The sequence below is a fragment of the Photobacterium sp. ABD4_091 genome (assembly GCF_056160145.1).
Genome location: NZ_JBSWWQ010000001.1, coordinates 267,793 through 293,468, shown reverse-complemented (window position 1 = coordinate 293,468; position 25,676 = coordinate 267,793). Strand labels below are relative to the sequence as shown.

At 51.4% G+C, this 25,676-nt stretch carries 23 protein-coding genes; 15 read left to right on the top strand and 8 right to left on the bottom strand.

Annotated elements, in window-relative coordinates; translation table 11 throughout:
* Positions 1–71 precede the first annotated feature (71 nt).
* Positions 72–512 (top strand): group II truncated hemoglobin, encoded by a 441-nt coding sequence (locus ACXAGQ_RS01210; protein ID WP_475251109.1) that lies wholly within the window; start codon positions 72–74, stop codon positions 510–512.
* An 84-nt stretch (positions 513–596) separates the two neighbouring features.
* Here ACXAGQ_RS01210 and ACXAGQ_RS01205 read toward each other — a convergent pair whose 3' ends face one another.
* The 4 genes from ACXAGQ_RS01205 to ACXAGQ_RS01190 are packed head-to-tail and all read right to left on the bottom strand — an operon-like array spanning position 597 to position 4,440.
* Positions 597–1,502 (bottom strand): LysR family transcriptional regulator, encoded by a 906-nt coding sequence (locus ACXAGQ_RS01205; RefSeq protein ID WP_475251107.1) that lies wholly within the window; start codon positions 1,500–1,502, stop codon positions 597–599.
* A 22-nt stretch (positions 1,503–1,524) separates the two neighbouring features.
* Entirely contained in the window at positions 1,525–2,280 is a 756-nt protein-coding gene (locus tag ACXAGQ_RS01200) for a LutC/YkgG family protein (protein WP_475251105.1), read from the bottom strand.
* A gap of 2 nt (positions 2,281–2,282) precedes the next feature.
* Positions 2,283–3,707: a LutB/LldF family L-lactate oxidation iron-sulfur protein gene (locus ACXAGQ_RS01195; RefSeq protein WP_475251103.1), complete on the bottom strand. Its 1,425-nt coding sequence runs from the start codon at positions 3,705–3,707 to the stop codon at positions 2,283–2,285.
* Between the two features lie 13 nt (positions 3,708–3,720).
* A complete protein-coding gene (locus ACXAGQ_RS01190) occupies positions 3,721–4,440 on the bottom strand; it encodes a (Fe-S)-binding protein (protein WP_475251101.1) in 720 nt (239 codons plus the stop codon).
* A 591-nt stretch (positions 4,441–5,031) separates the two neighbouring features.
* Between ACXAGQ_RS01190 and ACXAGQ_RS01185 the strand changes: the two genes are divergently transcribed.
* Positions 5,032–5,820: a TSUP family transporter gene (locus ACXAGQ_RS01185; RefSeq protein WP_475251099.1), complete on the top strand. Its 789-nt coding sequence runs from the start codon at positions 5,032–5,034 to the stop codon at positions 5,818–5,820.
* A 16-nt stretch (positions 5,821–5,836) separates the two neighbouring features.
* On the opposite strand, the gene cuyB is transcribed toward ACXAGQ_RS01185, so the two are convergent.
* Entirely contained in the window at positions 5,837–6,547 is a 711-nt protein-coding gene (cuyB, locus tag ACXAGQ_RS01180) for a cysteate racemase (protein WP_475251097.1), read from the bottom strand.
* Between the two features lie 205 nt (positions 6,548–6,752).
* On the opposite strand from cuyB, the gene ACXAGQ_RS01175 reads away from it, so the two are divergent.
* On the top strand, positions 6,753–7,643 hold the full coding sequence (locus ACXAGQ_RS01175; RefSeq protein ID WP_475251095.1) for a LysR substrate-binding domain-containing protein: 891 nt from the start codon (positions 6,753–6,755) through the stop codon (positions 7,641–7,643).
* Positions 7,644–7,726: 83 nt separating this feature from the next.
* On the opposite strand, the gene ACXAGQ_RS01170 is transcribed toward ACXAGQ_RS01175, so the two are convergent.
* Entirely contained in the window at positions 7,727–9,028 is a 1,302-nt protein-coding gene (locus ACXAGQ_RS01170) for an anaerobic C4-dicarboxylate transporter (protein ID WP_475251093.1), read from the bottom strand.
* A 375-nt stretch (positions 9,029–9,403) separates the two neighbouring features.
* Here ACXAGQ_RS01170 and ACXAGQ_RS01165 point away from each other — a divergent pair, with 375 nt between their 5' ends.
* Positions 9,404–10,174, top strand: a complete 771-nt coding sequence (locus ACXAGQ_RS01165) for a TSUP family transporter (RefSeq protein ID WP_475251091.1) — start codon at positions 9,404–9,406, stop codon at positions 10,172–10,174.
* Here ACXAGQ_RS01165 and ACXAGQ_RS01160 read toward each other — a convergent pair.
* Together ACXAGQ_RS01160 and ACXAGQ_RS01155 are read right to left on the bottom strand one after the other, a co-directional pair.
* A complete protein-coding gene (locus ACXAGQ_RS01160; RefSeq protein ID WP_475251089.1) occupies positions 10,134–10,979 on the bottom strand; it encodes a LysR family transcriptional regulator in 846 nt (281 codons plus the stop codon). The genes ACXAGQ_RS01165 and ACXAGQ_RS01160 overlap by 41 nt on opposite strands.
* 27 nt (positions 10,980–11,006) lie before the next feature.
* On the bottom strand, positions 11,007–11,492 hold the full coding sequence (locus tag ACXAGQ_RS01155) for a MarR family winged helix-turn-helix transcriptional regulator (protein WP_475239642.1): 486 nt from the start codon (positions 11,490–11,492) through the stop codon (positions 11,007–11,009).
* Positions 11,493–11,756: 264 nt separating this feature from the next.
* On the opposite strand from ACXAGQ_RS01155, the gene ACXAGQ_RS01150 reads away from it, so the two are divergent.
* The 11 genes from ACXAGQ_RS01150 (at position 11,757) to uhpC (ending at position 25,633) form a co-directional block, all read left to right on the top strand.
* A complete protein-coding gene (locus ACXAGQ_RS01150) occupies positions 11,757–12,986 on the top strand; it encodes an imelysin family protein (RefSeq protein WP_475254636.1) in 1,230 nt (409 codons plus the stop codon).
* 94 nt (positions 12,987–13,080) lie between these two features.
* Positions 13,081–14,514: a di-heme oxidoreductase family protein gene (locus ACXAGQ_RS01145; protein WP_475251087.1), complete on the top strand. Its 1,434-nt coding sequence runs from the start codon at positions 13,081–13,083 to the stop codon at positions 14,512–14,514.
* A 43-nt stretch (positions 14,515–14,557) separates the two neighbouring features.
* On the top strand, positions 14,558–15,565 hold the full coding sequence (locus ACXAGQ_RS01140; RefSeq protein ID WP_475251085.1) for an imelysin family protein: 1,008 nt from the start codon (positions 14,558–14,560) through the stop codon (positions 15,563–15,565).
* A complete protein-coding gene (locus tag ACXAGQ_RS01135; protein ID WP_475251083.1) occupies positions 15,546–16,712 on the top strand; it encodes a DUF1513 domain-containing protein in 1,167 nt (388 codons plus the stop codon). Before ACXAGQ_RS01140 ends, ACXAGQ_RS01135 begins: the two co-directional genes overlap by 20 nt.
* Before the next feature lie 192 nt (positions 16,713–16,904).
* Positions 16,905–18,587 carry a L,D-transpeptidase family protein gene (locus ACXAGQ_RS01130; RefSeq protein ID WP_475251081.1) on the top strand — a complete coding sequence of 561 codons (1,683 nt, stop codon included), beginning with the start codon at positions 16,905–16,907 and terminating at the stop codon, positions 18,585–18,587.
* A 174-nt stretch (positions 18,588–18,761) separates the two neighbouring features.
* A complete protein-coding gene (gene mepK / locus ACXAGQ_RS01125) occupies positions 18,762–19,316 on the top strand; it encodes a peptidoglycan L,D-endopeptidase MepK (protein ID WP_475251079.1) in 555 nt (184 codons plus the stop codon).
* A 171-nt stretch (positions 19,317–19,487) separates the two neighbouring features.
* Positions 19,488–20,141 (top strand): MBL fold metallo-hydrolase, encoded by a 654-nt coding sequence (locus ACXAGQ_RS01120; RefSeq protein WP_475251077.1) that lies wholly within the window; start codon positions 19,488–19,490, stop codon positions 20,139–20,141.
* A gap of 380 nt (positions 20,142–20,521) precedes the next feature.
* Positions 20,522–21,922, top strand: coding sequence for a hexose-6-phosphate:phosphate antiporter (uhpT, locus tag ACXAGQ_RS01115; protein WP_475251075.1), 1,401 nt, complete (start codon positions 20,522–20,524; stop codon positions 21,920–21,922).
* Positions 21,923–22,106: 184 nt separating this feature from the next.
* The gene (uhpA, locus tag ACXAGQ_RS01110) at positions 22,107–22,715 is read left to right on the top strand and encodes a response regulator transcription factor UhpA (protein ID WP_475251073.1); all 609 of its coding nucleotides are present in this window, start codon (positions 22,107–22,109) and stop codon (positions 22,713–22,715) included.
* Positions 22,715–24,241 (top strand): signal transduction histidine-protein kinase/phosphatase UhpB, encoded by a 1,527-nt coding sequence (gene uhpB / locus ACXAGQ_RS01105; protein ID WP_475251071.1) that lies wholly within the window; start codon positions 22,715–22,717, stop codon positions 24,239–24,241. The genes uhpA and uhpB overlap by 1 nt, the downstream gene beginning before the upstream one ends.
* A 63-nt stretch (positions 24,242–24,304) precedes the next feature.
* Positions 24,305–25,633 carry an MFS transporter family glucose-6-phosphate receptor UhpC gene (uhpC, locus tag ACXAGQ_RS01100; protein WP_475251069.1) on the top strand — a complete coding sequence of 443 codons (1,329 nt, stop codon included), beginning with the start codon at positions 24,305–24,307 and terminating at the stop codon, positions 25,631–25,633.
* Positions 25,634–25,676 lie beyond the last annotated feature (43 nt).

The following is a 25,676-nucleotide window of genomic DNA, read 5'->3' as shown; positions in this document are numbered from 1 at the left end:
TGCCTGCAGATTTCCCGTATAATTGGACTATTGATAATTCTGAAAGTGTTAGCAGACAGTTGTAGTTAAACATGAAGCCTTACAGACCCAATGATTACACAGTACAAGAAAGAACGGCGCCGGATTACACGATAGCGGGAGTTGCCTTTGAAGCCGCGGGCGGTGAAGAAGGCATCCGGGCATTAGTCGAATCATTCTACCGCCAAATGGATACCTTGCCGCAGGCGAAGAAAGTGCGCGAGATGCATGATGACGATCTCAGCGAGTCTATCGATAAACTGACGACTTTTCTTACCGGTTGGCTTGGCGGGCCTGCCCGGTATGAAGAGAAATTCGGGATGATGAACCTGCCTGGCGCCCACCGCCACTTGGCTATTGGAGTAGCAGAGAAAGAAGCCTGGCTGCATTGTATGCAAAAAGCGCTGGACGAGCAGGGCTATGATGAACTGTTCAAGCGCCATGTCATGGTTCAGTTATCGTTCCCTGCTGAAATGTGCCGGAATAGGACTTAGAACCAAGAATCTAGATTCTAGATCCTAGAACCGAGATCCTGGAACCTAGAGATAAAAGCTGAGAGCCAGACCTTAAAACCAGTTTTAAAACCGTTCTTTCATTGCCATGTAGTGTTCACGGATGTGTTCAATCAAAGCTTGGATACGTTTGGGCGGTTGCTTGGTATAAGGGTAAACCGCATAGATCCCCACCACTTTGCCGGCATGCTCCGGCAACAGTTCCACTAAATCACCACTTTGCAGATCGTCATAGACCAAGCAGGTCGGCAGGTAGGCGATGCCATTGCCTGCAAGGGCAGCTTTGCGCAGGCCTGCGGCGTTGTCACTAGAGAAATTGCCATTAACCTTCATGGTGTAGATATCGTTGCTATTTCGCAGGAAAAGCCAGTCAAATGGCCCGGTACTTTGCTGGGTATAGCCTAAGCAGTTATGGTGCTTGAGTGCCTTTGGCGATTCCGGCACGCCAAACTGTTTAAGGTAGCCAGGCGTTGCACAGATCACCCATCTTGAGTTGAAAGTGTGGCGGGCGATCAGGCTGGAGTCCTCAAGGTAGCCTGTTCTTATCACCAAGTCATAGTTTTGCGCGACCAAGTCGACAAACTGGTTGTCCATCGACATATCAATGGTGAGGCCGGGGTGATGCTGGCAAAAGTCAGACAGGGCTTTTGACAATAATAATTCCCCGGAGATGGTCGGTACCGAAACCCGGATATGCCCTGACAGGGCTTCACTGTAACCCGTCACCGAATCAAAGGCAGACTGAGCGACCTGGCGGACTTCTTTTGCCCGCTGGTAGAGGATAGAGCCCGGCTCGGTGAGTGTCAGCTTGCGGGTCGTCCGGTACATCAGCTGTACCCCTAACTCTTGCTCAAGCTTGCTGATCCGCTTGCTCACAACCGATCTGGTGATCTTGTTGAGCTCGGCGACCTTGCTGAAGGAGCCGTGCTCGATAACTTGGGCAAAAAGTACCAGATCGTCAATCTGCGCCATGAATACCTGCTTTTAGTGTCTGTTATAGATCATCAATGATGACATAGGTGGCATAGACTGGGCCATGAACGCCGACCACCTTTATAAGCTCGATATCAGCTGTCGAGCTAGGCCCTGATATAAAGTTCACACAGGACGGTAGGCGTTCGCCTTGCTCGGCTTTTTTGTGCAGCTCGGCGGTTGCCTGGGTCAAGCGGGCAACCAGTGCACTTTTGGGTACCACAAACACCGAGGCTTCAGGCAGCAGGCTGATAGCACGCCCTTGTGCCGGTTGGCTATACAGCACCATAGTGCCGGACTCAGCCAGCGCTTGTTCGGCATAGACGATACCTACCTTGGCACGTTCGGCAATCTCGATATTCGGCCCGTAGCCAAGTTGGGTATTCCATACATGGACAACATGCTCGTCAGTATCCAGTTGCTCGGGGTCAAATAATTCGAGCAGGCGCGGATCGGCAGAGACCAAGGTTTCGCTCGGTGCAGCCAATGGTGTACTAGCTTGGCTTGGGGCTGTTTCATCCAGGCAGTAACCGGCACAGACCTGCCGCAAGGTGTCTGTTAGCTCGGCCTTTGTAGTGACAAGGGCTTGGGCGCCCAGCGCCTTGTGGGTGTAATCAATCAATACTTGTTTGAGTTCATCATGGCTTTTCCCTGCCATGACATCCTGGTGGCAGGTATAGCGGAGCGAAGGTCGCTCAACAGGCGTTGTTTGCCGAGGCCGCCCCAGCTTGGCGGCGATGTTATCGAGGAAGCGGTCGCGGTTGATGATATCGCTCATGTTCAAGACTCCGGGGTAGATTGTCTGTTTTTAAACCAGCTACGGAATGACTGGCCGTCTGGTTGAGGCAGATCTCTTGCTTCTGTCCATTCTCCGATCGCGCCGACCTGAAGGGGTAGCTTGCCGTTTCGGATCAGGCCGCTGGCCAAGGTGGCACCCACTTTCACGGTTTTATCCCATAACATTGGCTTGGCGTTGATAATGTTGAATGCGGCCACACTCATCCGCTCCGACAGCGGGGTCATGCCTTGCTCTGCCATTTTCTGCCGGTGCTTGAGCAGCAGGTCTGACAGCGGGATTTTGACCGGGCAGACATCATGGCAAGCTTTGCAGAGGCTGCAGGCATACGGCAGCTCCTTGAAGTCCTCATAGCCGCCGAGCAATGGCGACAGTACCGCGCCAATTGGCCCGGAATAAATTGAGCCGTACGATTGGCCTCCGATATGGCGGTAGGCCGGGCAGGTATTGACACAGGCGGCACAGCGCACGCAGCGCAGGATATCTTTGAACTCCGAGCCTAAGATATCAGAGCGACCATTATCAACGATGACTAAATGGAACACTTCCGGGCCGTCAAGGTGCTCTTCTTCCCTTGGGCCGGTCAAGGCTGTGACATAGCCGGTCAGGGGCAGGCCGACCGCACTTCGGCACAGCAGGCTGATCACAATATCCAACTCTTCGAAGGTCGGGACGATCCGCTCCATGCCCATAACCGCAATATGGGTCTTTGGCAGGCTGGTGGCGAGGCGGGCATTTCCCTCGTTGGTTACCAGGGTCACGGTGCCTGATTCGGCAACCGCAAAGTTACAGCCGGTAATACCGATATCGGCTTCCAGGAAGTCATGGCGGATATAGTCGCGGACATAGCGGGTGAGGGCTTCTGGCTCCTCACTGCCTTGGTAGCCGATTTTGTCGCGGAAGATATCACGGATCTGGTAGCGGTTTTTGTGCAGTGCAGGCACGACGATATGCGACGGGGCGTCGTAGTCATCCACTTGCAGGATATATTCACCAAGGTCGGTTTCGACCACATCACAGCCGTTGCGCTCAATCATCGCATTGAGGCTGATTTCCTCAGTTACCATGGATTTGGATTTAACCACTTTCTTGGCATTCTTATCCTGGATGATGGATTCGATATAGGCAGTGGCCTCTTCGGCGGTTTGGGCAAAGAACACTTTGCCGCCGTTACGGCTGACACTCTCGCTCAGCTGGTGGAGGTAGTAGTCCAGGTTTTCCAGAACATGGTTGCGGATATCCATGCCCATTTCTCGCCATTGTTCCCAGTTGCCCAATTTGTCGGCGGCCACCTGGCGGTTGGTGAACATCCGGGTTTGCGCATTGGCGACGGATTCACGCATGAAGGTATCTTGCATCTGGACTTCGATGCGCTGTTTGAATTGGGTGCTGCTGGTTTTCATCGACATGGTATTTCCTCCCTCAGCGGCTCATCAATACATCGACGATGTGCATGACTTTGATGGGCTTACCTTCGCGGCTGATACGGCCGCCGATATTCATCAAGCAGCTGATGTCTGCGCCAATTAGGTAGTCAGGCTCGACGGCGCTGATATGGCTGACTTTCTCTTTGACCATCTCACCGGAGATTTCAGACATCTTGACGGAGAAGGTGCCACCGAAACCACAGCAGGTTTCCTGATGGTTAATATGAAGTAGGGTTAGTCCTTCCACTTGCTCAAGTAGCTTGATTGGCTCCTCGCGGACGTTTAGCTTTCGGATCAGGCTGCAGGAAGGGTGGTAAACCGCGCGGCCGTTTAGCTTGGCGCCGAGCTGGGTCACATCCAGCTGGTTGACGATAAACTGGGTCAGTTCGAAGAAACGGTCGGCGACCTGTTGCGCCCGCATTGCCCATTCCGGCTCATCAGCCAGGTATTCCGGGTAGCGCTTGATAGAAGCGACGCAGGAGCCAGCAGGGGAGACAATCGGGTATTCATTGGCTTCAAAGGCCGTGATGAGGTTTTTCATCCCTTTTTTGCTGTCATTGATGTAGCCAGAGTTGAGCGAAGGTTGGCCACAACAGCCTTGCTGCTCTGGGAAGATGACTTCACAGCCGAGTTGCTCCAGCAGTAATACACTTTTTTTGGCGACTTCCGCCTTGACGGTATCGCACAGGCAGGTGGCGAATAGGTTGACCTTCATACATGCTCCAGTGCTTGGGGTGAAGTGGCTAGCGGGCTAACGCTTCACTCTTTGTAATTTTGTTTACAGGGTGTAACGAAATGGTGTTGTAGGAAGAATATTGTAGGGAATCGCAGTCTTTGCGCTACGCTTTTTTGCGGCCATTAATGCGAAAATCAGCATGAATTTGGTCGGCGTAGGGAAAGGGGAAATGCGGTTATTTAGAGCTATTTATAATTAAAATAGTTACTTATAGATTTTGTTGTTGAAATGATGAAAAGTGATTAATCAACTTTTGGAAACAATGATTTTGTATCCCTGCACTAATGTTGTGGTTAAATTTGCCGCTGTTTCGCCACTGAGGAAGAAAAGGCTAAATAACCAGGCGTAGCTCCCTTCATGCAATGTTTGTAAAATTACGACAAAACGGCGTATTCCTTTCTAGAAAAGAAATAAAGCTACTAGCCCGACCTATTAAAAATGGGAATAGGTCGCTATCCGTATTTTCATTTTTCTTTTTGTTGGCAATCCGTATTCTATCGTGCCTTTGGGGTGGCTTTGCTCCATTGGGCGCTTGCTTGTCGCTGTGTTTTATTTTGTGTTGGAAGTTGTATGGAATTTTCTTGGGAAATTATCGGGGCTTTGTTTTTGGTTGCTAGCCTTGCCGGGTTTATTGACGCCCTTGCTGGCGGCGGCGGTATGCTGACAGTACCCGCTTTACTTGCGGCAGGACTCCCTCCCGCTCAGGCATTGGCGACCAATAAGCTGCAAAGTTCATTCGGTAGTTTTTCGGCTTCCCTCTATTTTGTTCGCAATGGCTTGGTCAAACTGAGCGATATGCGCCTAGCTATTTTGTGCACCTTTGTCGGCTCTGCCGCAGGCGCCTTGCTTGTCCAGTATATGGATGCCGGTACACTCACCAAGGTGATCCCGGCACTGCTGGTGGTGATTGCACTGTATTTCCTGTTTGCGCCAGAAGCCGGCGAGGGTGGCGGTAAGCCAAAGCTAAGCCAGGCGGGGTTTGCCTTGACCGTGGGTACCGGGATCGGCTTTTACGATGGTTTCTTTGGCCCGGGTACAGGCTCGCTGTTTGCCGTTTGTTTTGTGGTCATTGCCCAGCTGGGCATTGTCGAGGCGACGGCGAAAACCAAGGTGCTGAACTTCACCTCCAACTTTGCTGCCTTGCTGTTTTTCGTTGCTGCCGGTTTGCCGGTATGGGAAATCGGTTTGGTGATGGCATTGGGTGGCTTTATCGGCGCAAGGTTAGGCGCGAAAGTGGTGGTGACCAAAGGGCGAAAGTTAATTCGCCCGTTGGTGGTCACGGTATCTATGGTCATGGCGGTGAAGTTACTGGCTGAAGATCACCCCCAGTGGCTGGATACTTTAGTGTCTTTTGTATAACTCTTTGTTTAGCCCTTTAGGCTACAAGCTCGGCTGAGTCAGCCGTTGCCCAGTCAATACAGGCTTTTGCCAAGATATTGAGCGAGTCCAGGCATTGGTCTGGCTGGTTGAACACAGTTTCAGCCAAGGCGACGGGGATCTCTGTGCAGCCTAGGATAACGGCATCTGCGCCTTGTTCGAGCAGGGCGTCAAAGACTGGCTTCATTAACCGGTGGCCCTGCTCGACGTCCCCGGCTTTGACGGCATAGATCCCTTCCATTACGGCGAGTTGCTGGTCTTGCCCTGGGGCAACGGCAGCAATTTGCTTTTGTGCCAGTTTAGTCTCGTACATCCTTGTCGTCATGGTCGCGGTAGTGGCCATGATCCCCACTTTTTTGTAGCCACGTTGTTTGGCTTCATCAACCACACTATCGAGAATGCTGATCATATGTACCCGGCAGGTATTGCTTAATCGCGGGTACCAGTAATGGGCGGTATTGCATGGCATCACGATACATTCGGCACCAGCCTGCTCGAGTTGCTCCATTCCCTGCTTGAGGGCCGGGTAGGGGTCATCGCCGTTGCTGATCAGGAAAGCGGTACGGTCGGGGATCTGCGGGTTATTACTAACCAGCATAGGAATATGTTGTTGGTCACTGCAGGCTGGCGTCTGCGCGATGATTTTTTGCATGAACTCGACAGTGGCTAGAGGCCCCATTCCGCCCAAAATACCTAATTTCCTGCTCATCTTATTGTTCCTACAGTATTTTTCACTAAGTTCACTATAGGGGAGGACGGTGATGGTGAGAAATGCCGTTGCTGAGCCAGTTATGCATAATCGGTATGGAGAACTGTTGGATTTGTGATCTGAGTGGCTTGAAATATCTCTGTATGTGCATTGGGTTTCGTTATACTGCCGCAGCTGAAGTTAGGGAAAAACGTGTTGTACCGTTATGAATATAGAAAGTAAGTGGTTGGAAGACTTCTTGGTGCTGGCTGAAGTGAGAAACTTCTCTCTGGCTGCAGAAAAACGCAATGTTACCCAACCAGCATTCAGCCGGCGTATTAAGGCGCTGGAGCAGACGGTCGGTGCAGAGTTGATTGACCGCAGCAAGACGCCGGTTGCATTGACGGCTAGCGGCCGGTTGTTCCGCATCACGGCCCGTACGTTGATCAATCAAATGATGGACGGTATTGGCCAGTTATCTGATTTATCCAAGTTGGGCGGCAACAATGTCCGGGTGGCGGCAGCCCACTCGTTGGCAACCAGTTTAGTGCCATCGATTCAATCGGAGCTGATGGCCGGCAAGCATAAGCCGATATTGAGCGTCGAGGCGATCGATGTCGATGAAGCGATTGAAGAACTTCAAGAAGGGGGCTGTGATATTCTGTTGGCCTTCGATGATGAACTGTTACGCCTACCACCTTACCAGTCATTGCAAGTTGGCCAGGCTGAGCTATTGCCTGTTTGTGCCTGTGATGAGGCGGGCAAACCGCTTTACAGCATTACCCCAGATGCAGAAGTCCCTTGGCTTGCCTATAGCCCGAGCTCTTACATGGGGCGGCAGGTTGAAGTGGTCAGGGAGCAAGTGAATTTGCAACCTGTGTTTTCCTCTTCCATGACTGATTTGCTCAAGACATTGGCATTACAGGGGCTTGGTGTGGCATGGCTGCCGGATTATGCCATTAAGCAGGATTTGGCAGATGGCAAGGTGGCAATACTGGGCGATGAGTCACTGCGCCTCCCTATCACTTACTACGCCTATCGCTATCAAGCCCGCTTGCACCCTGCGGGCGAGCAAGTGTGGCAGGCATTGCGCTTACACGCTGAAAAGCAGGTGTAATTCCGAGTAATAAAAAAGAAAAAGCGAAGCGCCATTTGGCGCTTCGCTTTTTTCTAGTGGCTTGTTTATGACCTTTTTCGCCATTACACAATCATAGGAGCCAGCAAGAAACCGCATACTGTTGATACCGCCACACCAATCAAGCCTGGCATCAAGAATGGGTGGTCGAAGATGTTCTTGCCCATTCGAGTTGAGCCGGTGGAGTCGAACTCAATCGCTGCCAATGATGTTGGATAGGTAGGAAGAACAAACACCCCGGTAACCGCAACGAATGAAGCGAGGATCGCCCAGTGCGGTACCTGCAAGCTCAAAGCCAGTGGGATGATCAGTGGTGTTGTCGCACCTTGCGAAAGCAATAGGGTACAAGTACCGAACAGTACCAGTGACAGTAGCATCGGGTAGGATTGCAACAAGGTGCCTGCAAACTCTTTGATTTCAGGTAGGTAGGCGTTCACCATGGTTGAGCCCATCGTCACGATGCCAAGGATAACCGCCACTGAGCTCATACCTGAGCGGAAAGTGGTGGTACGGATGATCTTCTCCGGATCAACCTTGCACATAGGAACCATCAAGCAAGCAACGGCGAACATCGACACAATAATGATATCGCGGGTCGACATCATGCTGCCATCGGCAAAGTGCGGACGCAGCACGGGGAAAGCGGCATAAATCACAATGGCAATGGTAGCAAGCAGGAACAGCATCACCGAGTATTTGGCTTTCGGTTCAAGGGTGATGCTTTGCTGTTGTTTCTGCTCCTGGTTCTGCTGCAGACGGGTGAGATAAACAGGATCATCTTTTAGCTCACAACCTTGGCGTGATGCAATGAAGGCACCCACCATCGCAGCGATGAATGATGCAGGCAGGCAGACTGCCATGATTTCCAGGAAGCTCACACCGATTGGCTCCATGATTGAAATCATGGCTGCCATGGCGGCAGAAATAGGGGAGCCGGAAATCGCGACCTGCGAGGCAACCACAGCACCTGCCAGCGGCCGTGAAGGGCGAACACCGATCTCTTTGGCGACTTCAGAGATCACTGGCAAGGTGGAAAATACCGTGTAACCGGTACCGGCCATGATAGTCATCAGCCAGGTGATCATCGGGGCGAGGAAGCAGATGTATTTCGGGTTGCGGCGCATCAGGTTGCCGGCATGGTGAACCAGCCAATCCATCCCGCCTGCGGCCTGCATGGTCGATGCCGCGGTGACCACCGCCATGATGATCAGGATGACGTTGACAGCGGGGGCGCTTGGCTCAAGGCCGAACCCTAGGGTGAGAATGGCCAACCCGAGCCCCCCTGCGAGCCCGACACCTAGCCCGCCCATTTTGAGTCCCCAGTATATGCAGCCTAATACGACCAACAGCTCTATTGCTACTAACATAGTTTTCCAGTCCGTTTGAAATGATAAAACCTTGAATTATTTGTGGGTATAGTGCGCAAACGAAAAAGAGCTGTTAAATGCCAAATATTGCCTTTCAATACCGAATCGGCATGGGGGGTGGGATGAAACTGGGACAGGGTTAACAGACGGGAATGGATTAGGCCGTTTTAGGTTAAATATCCAACGTAATCTGGCTGTTAATTAGACAGGGCTAATGATGTTTTTTAGCAATTTGCATTGGGCCATTTGTGACTTTAGTGTGACTCATTCCTACTTGGAATGGGTTGTGGTCCGTCGTTTCGCTGTTCTGTGATAGGTACAGATGCTATTTTTCAGCCTCATCACTCAGGCACTTAACGAAAGAGAAATATCTACATGGAGTTGTCATTAGACGTATTGGGGCTACTGTTTTTAGTCGCTGGCCTAGCGGGTTTCATCGATGCGATTGCAGGAGGTGGCGGGCTGCTGACAGTGCCCGCCCTGCTTGCCGCAGGGGTGCCGCCAACCCAAGCATTGGCGACCAATAAACTACAGGGTTCATTTGGCAGCTTTTCTGCCTCGCTGTATTTTGTCCGTAATGGCTTGGTCAGTTTGGGTGAAATGCGCAATGCGATGATCTTTACCTTCATTGGCGCAGCCAGCGGCGCAGAACTTGTCCAGCGCATTGATGCTGGAGTGCTCACGCAGTTGATCCCTATTTTGCTGGTTTGTATCTCGCTTTACTTCCTGTTTGCCCCTCAGGTCGGGCAGGGTGGCGGCAAGCCGAGGTTGTCTGAGAACCTTTTTGCCCTGAGTGTGGGTACCAGTATTGGTTTCTATGATGGTTTCTTTGGCCCGGGAGCCGGTGCACTGTATACCATCTGTTTTGTTGCCATTGCCCAGTTTGGGCTGGTGGAAGCCACGGCACGAACTAAAATTTTGAATTTCACCTCGAACTTTGCGGCTCTGCTGTTTTTCATCTTTGCGGGTTTGCCAGTCTGGGAGATAGGCATCATCATGGCTGTCGGTGGGTTTATTGGTGCACGCATGGGAGCGAAAGTGGTGATTTCAAAGGGGCGTAAATTGATCCGGCCAATGGTCGTCATTAGCTCGATGTGTATGGCGATTAAACTGTTAGTTGAACAGAACCCGCAATGGTTTCAATAAGCTGGCGTGTTCGTGACGACTGCAAGCTATTTTGGCGATAGCAGAGCTGAACTGGGCGTGTGAGTTCGTCCATAAAAGGAAAATGGTGGCAGTGGTGGGAGGCGATTTTGAGTGTTTTTACAATCGATATCGGCACCAGTGCTGCTGCAATGCCACTCAGTGCCAGCTGGGCGGCAGCAGTATAGGAGTCCATTTCCATATAGGGGACAATTCCCGCCTTCTGCAATGAGCTGACTTGATTGGCATTAGCCGGGTTTTTCAAGTCATTGACCAGCAATTGGCTCGGTTGTTGCTCGAGCACTTGGTGGCTGACGACTGAAAACGGCTCATCGAACAGGTGGGTGACAGCTAATCCGTGCTGAGGGGGAAGGTGGCCGGCACAGAAACCGACGGCGGCATCGCCTGCCTGCACTCTTTCGACAATGATCGGGGTATGGTGGGTGCTGATGGCAAGGTGGGGATCACGCTGAATGTATTCACCCAGCACTGGTGCCAAATAGCCTGCAACCAGGGTTTCCGAGCAGGCTAAGTGGATAACAGTACGATCATTGACATCGAGCTGATCAAATATCTGCCCTTTCAGGGCTTTGAATCCCGGCTCGACCGCAGCAATGAGCTGCAAAGCGTCGGCAGTCAGTTTGATCCGACGACCATCCGGTTCAATCAGCTTCTTGCCGATCCGCTGCTCTAGCTTGGCAATACGTTTGCTGACCGCACTCTGGCTGAGGTACAGACGGCTGCCCGCTTTGCTCATGGTGCCTTCTTGGGCCAGTACCAGTAACGTTTCAATGCCTTCGAGTAGCAAACGCGATATTCCTTTAATCGGTGCCGGTTAGCGGTCGGTTTCTTGCTTGGTAATACTACCGGTTTCTAGCATCGCGGCCACATCAAGGTGTTCAGCATTCATCATTGAAGAAATACGCTGTACCGAAGATAGCAGTAGCGATTGCTCCCATTCTTCCAAGCGCTGGAAGCGGGCGACAAAATCCTCTTGTAGAGGTGGTGGTGCTTTTGCCAACAACTCTTTGCCTTCATCAGTGAGGTAGGCGTGGACTTTGCGCTTGTCCAGTTTGCTGCGCTCACGGATCACCAAGCTGCGTTTTTCCAAACGATCCAGGATCGTAGTTGCGGTCGCTTGGCTCATATTGGTGTTATTGGAAAGCTGACGGATAGTCACTTCGCCGGAGTCGCGTATTGCGCGCATCAATACCAGCTGCGGGCCAGTCAAACCAGCCAGTTTGTTCAATTTGCGCGAGTGCAGATCGATGGCTCGAATGATTTGTCGCAGGGCAATCAAGACTTCTTCGTGCTTGTCCATATTACTCTCCTAAATAGTGCTCGGCGAAATTACAACAAACCGACCAAAGTTGGAAGCCTTAGTTTTCATAATGTTGTCTTGATCTGATTTGTGATTGCATGTCACAGCATTGTATCGCTCAAGAAAAATAATTTACATTTGCTTACAAACTTAGTTATCATTATTGGAATAAGAATAATTCTCACTAACATTACTGTTTGTGGTTATAAAACAGCTTTCACATGGATGAAAATAATGAAGACTCAATTCCCTCGTAATGTAATTATGGCTGCATTTTTGGTAGCGCCAGCCTTAGCTAGCGCTACCCCTGTTTCTAAAGAGCAGGTCGTGTCCCATTATGCAGATATTGCCCATAGCGTATTCAGTGACTCGCTGACCACGGCACAGGGCTTAGATAAGGCTATTGATGCCTTTATCGCTTCGCCATCTCAAGAAACCCTGGACAAAGCCCGTGTGGCTTGGAAGGCCTCTCGCGTTCCTTACCAACAATCAGAAGTGTTCCGCTTCGGCAATGCGGTGGTTGATGATTGGGAAGGCCAGTTAAATGCTTGGCCACTGGATGAAGGTTTGATCGATTACGTGACCGATGACTACCAATATGAGCTAGGCAATGAAGGGGCCAAGGCAAATATTGTTTCAAACAAGTCAGTGCAGGTAGGTAACCAGAAGGTTGATACATCTAAGATCACCCCTGAGCTGCTGGCAGACTTGAATGAAATCGGCGACTCGGAAGCGAACGTGGCCACAGGTTACCACGCGATAGAGTTTTTGCTGTGGGGGCAAGATTTGAACGGCACGAATGCCGGTGCAGGTGAACGCCCTTACACAGATTTTGCCTACGGTGAAGCCTGTACTAATGGCAATTGTGAACGCCGCCGTGAATACCTGAAAGCGGCATCAGTGCTACTGCAAAATGACTTGAGCTGGATGACCCAGCAGTGGTCACCAGAAGTGGAAGGCAACTACCGTGCTGAGCTAATGGCGGATTCAGCGGATAACGGCCTACGTAAGATGCTATTTGGTATGGGGTCACTGTCATTGGGGGAGTTGGCTGGCGAGCGCATGAAAGTGGCTCTGGAAGCGAACTCGACGGAAGACGAGCACGATTGTTTTTCAGACAACACCCATAACTCCCACTACTACAACGAGCAGGGTATTTATAACGTCTACACCGGTACCTACAAGCGTGTAAGCGGTGAGGTGCTTTCTGGCCCTAGCATTCATGATCTTGTTGCCAGCAAAGACAAAGAAGCGGCTAAAGCAATCCAGGCGGATTTCGACCGTGCCCGCAGCCAGGTTTATACCTTGGTTGAGTCTGCGGAAAAGCAGGATCAAGCCTTTGACCAACTGATTGCCGCAGGTAACCAAGCGGGCAATGCACTCGTCAACGAGTCAATCATGGCATTGGTGCAGCAGACCGCGAGCATCGAGCAAGCGGCATCAGTGATCGGTATTAGCAACCTAAACCCAGATACCGCTGATCACCAGTTCTAAGCCTGGAAGCCATTTAGATACAATTATTTATAAACAATAAGGGCTCGGAAGAGCCCTTTCGTGATCATAATTATTACAGCCCGAGCGATGAATAATGAAGTTGCATTTCACGTCTAAAGCAGCCGGATTGCTGCTATCAGCCTTAATTTCTTTCCCTTCACTGGCCCAAAGTAAAACCAGTTCATTTCCGCCAGAAGATATACTGGCAATGAAATTGGGTGGCGAGACGACGGTCAGAAAAAATGGGGCCAATGCCTTTTCTCTTCCCGCTGCCAACCTGCCGTTGTCCAAGCGGCTGGATTTCAGTGTAGGTAACAGCTTCTTCCGTAACCCTTGGGTTCAGGCACCAGCTACTACAGATGCCCGTGACGGTTTGGGGCCACTGTTTAATACCAATGGTTGCCAGAACTGCCATATCAAAGACGGTCGAGGCCACCCGCCTCAGCAAGGGGATACCAATGCAGTATCGATGCTGGTCCGGTTGAGTATCCCGGCACACACCCCTGAGCAGAAGCAGGCCATTATCAAAAGCGGCGTGATCCCCGATCCAATCTATGGCGGGCAGCTGCAGGACTTTTCTTTATCCGGTGCCAAGCCCGAGGGACAAATTAAGCTGTCCTACCAAGATGTACCCGTAACAATGGCGGGCGGCGAAGTGATCACCCTTCGTAAGCCCCAATTGGCCATCACAGATTTGAACTATGGGCCACTTCACCCGCAGGTCATGATGTCGGCCCGCGTCGCACCACCAATGATTGGGTTGGGGTTGCTGGAGTTGATTCCGGAACAAACATTGGAGCAGATTGCCAAGGAGCAACTGGCCGAGGAAAAAGGGGTTTCCGGTAAGCTTAACCGGGTGTGGGATGTGACAGCACAGGTCTTTGCCGTTGGCCGCTTTGGTTGGAAAGCCGGACAGCCAAGTTTGATGCAGCAAAACGCCGCTGCGTTCAATGGTGACCTTGGGTTGACCAGCGAGCTGTTTCCGGCAGAGAACTGCTCTGATATGCAGTTGGTATGTGATCAGCTGCCTCATGGTGGCAAGCCTGAGGTTAGCCGCAATGTACTGACTTTTGTCGAGTTTTATTCGCGTCATCTAGCGGTCCCAGCGCGGCGCAATATCAATGATCCGAAAGTGGTGAGGGGCGAGGCTCTGTTTGCCGAAGTTGGCTGCCAAAGCTGCCATGTCACCCAGATCAAAACGGCCAAAAGCACAGAAACCCCAGCACTCTCTGAGCAGTTGATCAACCCTTATACCGATCTCTTGCTCCATGATATGGGTGAGGGTTTGGCGGATAACCGCGGTGAGTATCTTGCCAACGGCCGGGAGTGGCGGACAGCCCCGCTCTGGGGTTTGGGATATACCGAGGAAGTTAACGGCCATACCAACTTGCTCCATGATGGCCGGGCACGCAATGTGATGGAAGCTATCTTGTGGCACGGCGGTGAAGCTCAGCTGAGCCGCGATCAGGTTGTTGCCCTTCCAAAAACAGACCGAGAGGCACTGGTCGCCTTTCTCCATTCGCTCTAGAAGCAAGGTAGATAAGAGCATGGTAGATAGGAGCAAGGTATAAATGAAAAAGCGTGTAATTCTGCTGTCGGCGGTGTCGGCAGCGTTGTTGAGTGGCTGCAATATCGATACGGTTAGTACGAGTAAAGCCATTCACCAGCAGCACCTCAGTGCTGCAAAGCAGTTTTCTTCGGCGGCAAATGATTTGAATACGGCGATGGCTGCATTGTGCGAAACAGGTGGTGAAAGTGCACTGGAAAGTGCCCAGGTTGCTTGGACAAATACGATGCAAAGCTGGATGTCGTTCCAAGGACGCGAGAAGGGCAGTGAGGATGCACTAGCACTGAGTTGGCAAATACAGTTCTGGCCCGATAAGAAAAATACGACAGGGTGTAAGCTCAGTCAGTTATTAAAACAAGATACAGCCTGGAGTGCTTCGGATTTAGCCAGCCAAAGTGTTGCTGTGCAGGGCTTGGGAGCGGCAGAGTGGTTTCTCTATGAACAACCACAGGCTCTGAAGACAGAAGACGGCTGCCAATTGGCTGAGGCCGTCACTGCCCATATCAACCTGAGTGGTGAGACGCTGGTAAGCGCGTGGCAAACCAACCCATGGCAGGCGATGACGCCGGAACTTGCACTGGGTGAATACTTAGGGGCGCTGAATAACCAGCTAGATTACAGCATCAAAAAACTGCAGCGGCCAATGGGCAAGCCGGGGCATCCTAAACCCTATCAGGCAGAGTCATGGCGCTCAGGCACTTCTATGGTCAACCTCAAGGCCAGCGTGGCGGCGATGCAGCAGTTGTACATTGCTAACGGGCAAGGTTTGGATCAATTGCTCCGTGATAAAGGGTATGACGGAACCGCCGATCGCCTCAAAGAACAGTTTGCCAGCCTATTGGTAAGTTGGCCTGCCGAGCCATCGATGACAGCCATGCTGAAAAGCCGAGAGGGCTACCGCCAACTTATCTCTATTTTCAATGGCCTGGAATATATAAAGTGGACGCTGCAGGATGAAGTAGCGCCGGAGCTGGGAATTGTCGTGGGGTTCAATGCAACCGATGGTGACTGATCTAACACGGCGCCGGCTACTGCTGGGCGCTTTGGGTAGCGCTGCGCTCCGCCCGCTAGCTGCCGCTGTGGGGGGGAGCTTTGCAACGGCCGCTTTGACCGGATGTAGCCATGCTCAATCAAGCATTGTTGGAAATCCCGCGGATTCTTCACAAGCAACCATTATTGGCTGCAGCCGTCATTCCGATGGTCGCTTTGGTGTGGTGGTGGCCGATAACCGTGGGCAACCGCTTTATCAGTTGCCGCTGCCAGGCCGTGGCCATGGGGTCGCCTTGCAGCCAAATGGTAATTTGGCAGCGGCATTTAGCCGCCGGCCGGGTAGCTACTTGCAAGTCTTCGATTATCAGGCCGGGCAGGCTTGGCCTCTCTATACCGCGCCTTCCGACCGGCATTTTTATGGCCATGGGGTGTTTTCCCCTGATGGCAAGCTGCTGTATGCCACAGAAGGAGTGCGCCAAACCAGCGAGGGGATCATTGGCGTCTACGAGATAGGCGGGGCTGGTGCTGGCAAATTGGCAAAAGTGGCTGAGTTCCGCGGGTTTGGGATTGGCCCGCATGAAGTCGTCCTGGTAGATGATCAAACGCTGGCGGTGGGTGTTGGCGGGGTGCATACCCGAGGGCGGACACCGCTTAACCTAGATACCATGCAACCGGCTCTGGTCTACCTTGACCGGGAAACCGGCGAAATTGTTGACAAAGCGGTTTTGGCTGACAAGCAACTCAGTATCCGCCACCTGAGTGTGACGGATACTGGAGAGGTTGCGTGCGGGCAGCAGTATCGGGGACTGCCCGAAGATGCCGCGCCTTTGGTTGCGCTCCATCGCCGAGGGGAAGGCGGAATGCTCAAACCACTGCAGGCTGATGAAGAGCAGTGGCTGAGGTTCAACCATTATATTGCCAGCATTGCGAGCCTTGATGGCTACCTGCTAGCGACATCGCCACGGGGCAATTGCTATGGAATATGGCATGAAGCCAGCCGCGAGCTGGTTGAACTGAGGCCGCTGGTTGATGCATCAGGAGTCGGTGTCAAGGAAGGAAAGTGGTTAGTAGGATCGGGAGCCGGAAAAGTCCTATCAATTAAACCTCCACAGCAAGTTGCGTCAGTGCAAAGCCCTGTGATGTGGGATAACCATTGGAATATTCTGTAAAATTTTTGAGGAAGTGTTCAAGCACCAAAATAGTGCTGGTAGATTGTTGTCCCAATAATAGCAAAATATGTCAAATATCCTGACAGGTGTCAGGATTTGAAACATTACCCACTGGCAGTGACGGCTAAATTTAGTCCGTTATACATCAAACTTGCCATAATTATGATAACGGCAATGAGGAGTCAGTTGGTAATGTTAAAGCTCAGTCGTCTGGGGCTTGTCCTGATGTGTGTCTTCTCTCAGGTGAACCATGCCGAAGAAGAAACCTGGCCAGTACAGCCTTTATCTGCAAGAGATCAGCTGGAGCAGCAGTTTTCGGATGATATCCTGCAGCAAAAGAAAGCCCGTCAATGGGTACATGAAGTCGCCAATGACATAGCGGCCATTCGTTATGTGGATGAGCTGGCCGATCTGTACCAGAGTATTGGCTTTGTTCCGCTGTGGCAGGATACCTTCACTGCCAGTGATTTCGAGCAGCAGTTACGTATGGTGGTGCTGTCGAACATCAGCAGTGATTTCAACCGCCGCTATTCCCTCCTGAAGCATTACAAACAAGCCAATGACTGGCGCCAATATGATTTGCTGGCGACTGATACCTTGTTTGCCTACATGAGCTATGTCGAAGGGATCCCAACCTATGGCAAAGGCTGGTTGTTTGGTGCAGGGGTTGATCCCCAGTTGCCGATGCCCTCCGAGGCGACCTTATCACGGCTGTATAATGCGATAGACACTGAGCGGTTGCGCTTCTATGTTAACAGCCTCAAACCCGATGATGAAAACTATACCCGGTTGCTGTTGGCGATTGATGCCCTTGAGCCTGCAGCCAGTGATAGCTGGCCGGGGTTCTACCAGCCAGGGATCATCAGGCTAGGTACAAGGCTGAGGGATCCTGATGCGTTGATCTCCATCCTTGAACAGCTCGGTGACCTACGTGATTTCGAAGCAGATCAGATCCGGGCAGCTGGCGTTCGTAGCTACAATATCGATTTGGCCAATGCTGTAAAAAGCTTTCAGCGCCGCCATGGCTTGAAAGAAGATGGCGTGATCGGTCCACAAACCCGGCAGTGGCTGGCGATATCGCCGCAGTCACGCATTCGGGTTTTGGCACTCAATGCCCAGCGGACCCGGTTATGGCCATCGGATGCCGCCTCGTTATTGGTAGTCAATATTCCCAATTATGAACTCAGTCTATGGCTCAATGACCGTCATGTGCTCGACAGTAAAGTCATAGTGGGTAGGCCAAGTCGCCGGACACCGTTAATGACGACGAATGTCTCGTCAGTGGTGTTCAATCCGTATTGGAATGTCCCCATGTCAATCATGCGCAAAGATATCTTGCCCAAGGCCCGTAGGGACAGGGGGTATCTGCACCGCAATGGCTTTGCCGTGATAAGAAGCTGGCAGAGTTCAGAACAAATACCTATCCATACCATCGACTGGCGCATCGTCAATGCCAAACAGTTCCCTTATCGGTTGCGGCAAAAGCCCGGACGGAAAAATGCTCTAGGTCTGTATAAATTCAACATGCCTAATGACCATGCTATCTACCTGCACGATACCCCAGCCAAAAGCTTGTTCGCCAAAGAGACCAGGGCATTCAGTTCCGGGTGTGTCAGGGTAGAGCAGGCGGGTAATTTGGCGATGATCCTGTTAAACCATTCAGGTGTATCAGAGCAAAGAGTCAACCAGCTTAAGGCACGTACGAAAACCAAGACAGTTGGTTTGTCCAACAAGGTCAAGATACAGGTGATCTACCAGACCGCATGGGTCGATAATGAAGGCTTGGTAAACTATCGCAATGATGTTTACGACTATGACAAGTTTGTCGCCATGTCGCAAAACCAAGAATTATTTACATCTATTTACACTGAATAAAATGCTTTCACGTCAATAATTAGGCAGCTTTTGGTTAAAAAGCTGCCAGTTTTTTGTCATTTCAAGGTTTGACTGAACAATATCTGAACGTTATCTTGCTCCTCCATTAAGGGGACCCGGTTGGGGTTGCGTTACCGTGCCTGGAGTAGGCAAGAAGTTAGTTGTTGTTGAGTTATGTCTGAAATTGATTACAAGCGCCGCCAGCTTCTGGCTGCTGGTGGAGTTGCGCTTGGGGCATGCTTACTGCCGAGCTGGGTAGTAGCAAGTCCGTATAAAGCAGGGAGTGCTCGCCAGATTTCGTTGCACAATATCCATACCAGTGAAAACCTTGAGACCGAGTATTTCAATGGTAAGCTGTATGTCAAAGAAGAGCTGCAGAAAATTAACCATATCTGTCGTGATTTTAGACGCAACGAAGTTGCTCATATGGATCGCCGTCTGTTTGATGCGATCACTGAGATCCAAGCGGGGTTGGGTCACAAAGGACAGGTAAGGATTATTTCAGGCTACCGTTCGCCAGCAACCAATAAAGCACTGCAGAAAAATGGCGGTGTGGCGACGAAGAGCTATCATATGAAAGGCCAGGCGATTGACTTCAATCTAGAAGGTGTATCCCTGTCACGGATCCGCAATGCTGCACTTGAATTGCGCCTAGGCGGTGTAGGATATTACCCACGCAGTGGGTTCGTCCATATTGATACGGGCCCTGTGCGCCGCTGGAACGGTTAACCGTTCCTGGAGCGAGCGCTTAAACAAACCGAATAATTACAAAGCCGACACTTCCTCCCTCTCTTGGTAGCTGTCGGCTTTGCTGTCTCTTTCCCGCTATTTTTCCCCACTGTTGTTGCCCTGCTGTTTTTGCTATCCTGCGGCAAGAACTGAAATCGCTAGGAATTATCAATGAGCCTTCAATTTGAAATTGTGCCGGTCACTCCATTTCAGCAAAACTGCTCCATCATCTGGTGTGATGAAACCAAGGAAGCCGCAATGGTTGATCCGGGTGGTGATATCCACCTTCTTAAAGAAAAAGCGCAGCAATTGGGACTAACTGTCACCAAGCTGATCTTGACCCATGGCCATTTGGATCACGTAGGTGGTACTGAGCCGTTGGCAAAAGAGCTGGGTATTCCAGTGGTAGGGCCACACAAAGAAGATGCGTTCTGGCTTCAGGGTTTGCCTCGTCAGAGTGAGATGTTCGGCTTCCCGATGACTGAAGCTTTCGATCCAGACCAGTGGCTGGAAGAAGGTGATACGGTTACTGTAGGCAACCAGGCGCTGTCTGTACTGCATACACCAGGCCACACTCCAGGCCACGTAGTGCTTTACAGCAAAGATGCTAATGTCGCGTTTGTCGGCGATGTGCTGTTCAAAGGCGGTATCGGCCGTACTGATTTCCCGAAAGGTGACTACCAGACCTTGATTGATTCCATCAAAGGCAAGCTATGGCCATTGGGCAACGAAGTCACGTTCATCCCGGGCCACGGTCCGATTTCGACCTTTGGTAGTGAGCGCGTATCCAACCCGTTCGTGGCCGACGAGATGCCGCTGTACTAATTACTTTCTCAGCTAACTCTCCATAGCCCAGGTCCTTCTGGGCTGTTTGCTTTCTCGCTCCCAATGGCTTTCAGCTACCTTTTCCCCATAGTAATTTTGTGACTACTTTCACGTTTCTTTCTCCCTTTGGCTGGAATTAGGAAATTTTCCTAATTGTCCTAGGCCCGGTTCTCAAGCCTGCTTTTATTCGTCTCCCTACAATGTCTGCCAATGGTCTTCTTGCAGTTTGCTTAACTGGCGAGTAGGGGCTGTTGAAGCTTTATCTTGTCGCTGCTAATTGCTGTGCTTGGTGATGTTTCAACAGACCCTATTCGGCTGGAGAAGAGCAGAACTCGCGGCAATTGCTGCACATAACGTCGAAAAAGTATTGAGGGTGACACATGCTTAAACTCCTTGATCAGGTCAGAAAACCAACGCTGGATCTGCCTGTAGAAGAGCGCCGTAAAATGTGGTTCAAGCCATTTATGCAATCTTACCTGGTTGTGTTTATTGGCTATATGACCATGTATCTGATCCGTAAAAACTTCAACGTTGCTCAGAACGACATGATTTCTACCTACGGTTTGTCGATGACAGATCTGGGTCTGATCGGTCTGGGCTTCTCCATTACCTACGGTATTGGTAAAACCGTTGTTTCTTATTATGCCGATGGAAAGAACACCAAACAGTTTCTTCCTTTCATGTTGATTCTTTCCGGCATCGCGATGTTGGGCTTCAGTGTCAGTATGGGTGGCTCAAGCGCCAGCCTGTTCATGATGATTGCTTTCTACGGGCTGAGCGGTTTTTTCCAGAGTACCGGTGGGCCATCTAGTTACTCGACTATCACCAAATGGACGCCGCGCAACAAGCGTGGTACTTACCTAGGTCTGTGGAATATGTCCCACAACGTGGGTGGTGCGGGTGCGGCGGGGGTTGCCCTGTTCGGTGCCAACTACCTGTTCGACGGCCACGTGATCGGTATGTTCATCTTCCCGTCAATCATTGCATTGGTCGTGGGTTTCCTGGGCTTGCGCTTTGGTAGTGATTCGCCGGAAGCGTACGGTCTGGGCAAAGCCGAAGAACTGTTTGGTGAAGAGATCAGCGAAGAAGATATCAGCGCTGAAGAGAACCAGATGACCAAGCGTGAAATCTTCATGGAATATGTACTGAAGAATAAGATTATTTGGCTACTATGTTTTGCCAACATCTTCTTGTACATCGTGCGTATCGGTATCGACCAGTGGTCAACGGTATATGCCTACCAAGAGCTTGGTCTGTCTAAAGAAACCGCGATTTCAGGTTTCACCCTGTTCGAAGTAGGTGCACTAGTCGGTACGCTGATGTGGGGTTACCTGTCTGACCTGGCGAACGGTCGACGTGCCATCGTTGCGTGTGTGTCACTGGTGTTGATTATCTTCTGTCTTGAGTTCTACCAGCATGCAACCAATGAGTACATGTACCTAGGCTCACTGTTTGTACTTGGCTTCTTGGTATTCGGTCCTCAGCTTCTTATTGGTGTGGCAGCAGTTGGCTTCGTACCGAAGAAAGCAATCAGTGTTGCCGACGGTATCAAGGGTACCTTTGCTTACCTGATTGGTGACAGCTTTGCCAAACTTGGCCTGGGTATGATTGCTGACGGTACGCCTATCTTTGGCCTTACAGGCTGGAAAGGCACCTTTGCTGCGCTAGATACCTCTGCAGCTGTGTGTATCGTCCTGCTATTGTTTGTTGCCGTTGCAGAAGAGAAGAAAATTCGCCGCGAGAAGCGCCTGCAAAAGCAACTTGAGCTAGAAACGGCTTAATCGATATCACGAGATGCTTTCAATGAAAAACTGCCTGCGGGCAGTTTTTTTATATCTGTCGTTTAGGTGTTGGTTAGAAGCGCTTTGTTGCAAGAGCACTATTTTTGATTAATTACATTTCAGCCTTGTCTCGGCAGGGCTGAGCAGGTAGCTTATGCCTCTTTTTCGCCTTGGGGGATAAAAAATGATCAACGTTGCTTTGGTTGATGACCATATCATTGTTCGTTCTGGGTTTGCACAGTTATTGATGTTGGAAGATGACATCTATGTAGTGGGTGAATTTGGCTCGGCCAAGGATGCCCGCCAAGGTCTGCCGGGCAGTCAGGCCAATGTCTGTATTCTCGATATTTCGATGCCGGATGAAAGCGGTTTGTCCCTGTTGGCTGATTTACCTGAAGGGATAGCCTGTATCATGCTTAGCGTCCACGATAGCCCATCGGTAGTCGAAAAGGCGTTGGAAGTAGGTGCTAGGGGATACCTGAGCAAACGCTGTAGCCCCGATGAGTTGGTCCAAGCTGTCAGGACTGCAGCCGCGGGAGGCTGTTATCTCACACCCGATATTGCCATTAAGTTAGCGACAACTTCAAAAACATCGGCTTCGGTATCCCAGTTGACCAAGCGTGAACGCCAGGTCGGGGAACTGCTGGCGACCGGCTTGGATGTCAAAGCCGTGGCCACCGAGCTGGGGCTTAGCCACAAGACTATCCATGTCCACCGGGCCAATGCGATGGATAAGTTGGGAGCCAAGAACAACGTCGAGCTTGCCAAGCACTTCGAGACTGAGGTGCTGTAGTGCGCAAATTTGCCCTGACGACTTTGGGCGGGTGGCTGTTGATAGCCTGTGCCTGGTTCTGCCTCTGGGCAATCTCGTCTTACTTTACCCTAGACCCGGAGCTGGCGGTTTTTCTGTTTCCTTTCGCGTTGCGAATGGGGGTGGCCTTGCATTGCCCGAAAAAATACTGGGGGGCGGTGTATGGTGCCGAATGGGGGTTGATGCTGGCATTGGCTCCGCAGGTCGGCAATCCGTTGTGGGGAGCAGCACTGTGTGCGAGTGTGGCCAGTGTCCCGTTATTATGGATGGCACACGGTCAATATTACGGCTCCCAGCTGCGTCGTTTGTGCGTCATGGGGGCTGTGATAGGGTTGGCGGCAGTGCTTAACGTTGCGATCTCGGGGTGGTTCAGCGCTCACAGCTGGATGGTGTTGCTGGTTAGCATCACCGGAGGCCTGATGTTGGTACCAAGCTGTTACTTGATCTGGAGCTACCTGTTCCAACAGGCGTGGATCCCGCTGACGGTGGATTTAGTGTCTCGACCTGTCGCGTTGCGGGTCAGACATATCTTTTTCTATGCCGGGCTGTTTATTGCCAGTATTGCGCTGCAGCTTGGTTTGCCGGATGAAATGCGTCGTTTTGCCCCGTTCTGTTTGGCTATTCCGATTATTCTGCTGGCATTTCGCTACGGCTGGCAGGGCGCTTTGCTGGGAACCTTGCTCAACAGTGTGGCTTTGATTGCTGCGCGTAGTACCGGCAGTGACCTGGAGGTTACCGACTTATTGTTGTCGCTTTCGGCGCAAAGCCTGACCGGGATCTTGCTGGGAATGGGAATCCAGCGCCAGCGCGAGCTCAACCAGCAACTGCGGCTCCAGCTCAACCGCAACCATAGCCTTTCCCGCCAGTTGGTCAAAGCCGAAGAGTCGGTGCGGCGGGACATTGCCCGCGAGCTCCATGATGAAATCGGCCAGAACATTACCGCGATCCGTACCCAGGCATCCATTATCCAGCGGGTCGAAACAACACCTGTCGGAGCCAACTGCGCCGGGATGATCGAAAACCTTTCGCTGAATATCTATGACACCACCAAAGGCTTGTTAAGTCAGTTGCGTCCCAAGTCACTCGATGACATGGGGCTGGCGGATTCACTTGAGCAATTAATCAGGGATTTGGAGTGCGAGGCACAGGGGATCAAGGCGACGATCAAGTGGCACTGTAACGGTCGAGAGCCGGAAGCATTAAGCGATACCCTGAGCGTAACCTTGTATCGTCTTTGCCAGGAAGCGATGAACAATGTGGTTAAGTATGCCCGTGCCAGTCAGCTTGAGCTGACCTTTGTACTCGATACCGAGTCGGTTTGTTTGACCGTCGAGGACGATGGACGTGGTTTTAGTGTTGAACAGGTGATGCAAATGTCTTCAAAAGGTTTTGGTCTTCAGGGCATGCGCGAGCGGGTCGAAGCCCTTGGTGGCGAAATCCAGGTGGAAAGCCATACCTCAGGCTCGCAGACAGGTACCCGTATCGCCATTCAACTGCCTGTGCTTTGATCAAGCCTTGTATCTGCGTGAAATTAATTGAACTTAGATGAGAGCGTCATTGTGGAATCACCGATGTTAGGGAGCGTAAAATCTCCACCTACACCAGAGGCTGAACGCCAATCTGACAGTGTCGATGAACGCTATCGCTACTGGCGCCTGCATATCATGCTGACCATGTATGTGGGTTACGCGGTGTTCTACTTTACCCGCAAAAACTTCAACTATGCCATGCCGACCATGTTGGTAGACCTCGGCTTGGACAAATCCGACATCGGTATGATGGGGACGTTGTTCTATATCACCTACGGCGCCTCTAAGTTTCTCTCGGGAGTGATTTCCGATCGCTCCAACCCCCGTTACTTCATGGGCATTGGCCTGATGGCGACTGGTGTTGTTAACATCATGTTCGGTTTTGCCGATTCACTGTGGTGGTTGATGACGCTTTGGGTTTGTAATGCTTGGTTCCAAGGATGGGGATGGCCACCTTGTTCGAAACTGATGACCACATGGTATTCTCGCTCGGAGCGTGGGTTCTGGTGGTCAATCTGGAATACGGCCCATAATGTTGGCGGGGCGATGATCCCGCTGCTGGTGGGCTACCTAACGTTACACTACAGCTGGCGACTGGGCTTTATTTTCCCCGGAGCTATCGCTGTGGTGGTGGGGGCAGTGTTGTGCTGGCGGCTGCGTGATAAGCCAATCACCCTGGGTTTACCCACCGTCGGCCAGTGGCGCCAGGACAGGCTTGAGTTGACCCATGAGCGAGAGGGGTTTGGCCTCAGCCCACGCGAGATCCTACGTAAGTATGTGCTTAGCAATAAATATATTTGGTTGCTGGCCTTCAGCTATGTGTTGGTCTACGTAGTACGGACTGCGATTAACGACTGGGGCAACCTATACCTGAGCGAGCAACAGGGTTATGGCTTGATTCAGGCCAATATGGCTCTGTCACTGTTTGAGGTCGGTGGCTTTGTTGGCTCTTTGGTTGCCGGCTGGGGCTCAGACCGTTTGTTTGGTGGCAACCGGGGACCGATGAACGTTATCTTTGCCATTGGCATCTTCCTGTCGGTTGCCGCCCTTTGGCTGATGCCAGTGAAAAGCTTCGCCCTTCTGTCAGGCTGTTTTTTCTCGGTGGGCTTCTTTGTCTTTGGCCCTCAAATGCTGATAGGCATGGCAGCGGCAGAGTGTTCACATAAAGACTCGGTAGGGGCAGCCACAGGATTTGTTGGCTTATTTGCATACATGGGGGCAGCTTTGGCTGGCTACCCGCTAGCGTTAGTCATGGAATACTTCCAATGGACTGGTTTTTTTGTGGTTATTTCCATCGCGGCAGGGATCATAGGCTTATTGCTGATGCCATTTCTTAAAGCCCAGTCGGCATCTGAAACCAATGCGGCATAGTTTAACGGGACAAGGTGTGACATGACTAGGTGTGGCAGCATGA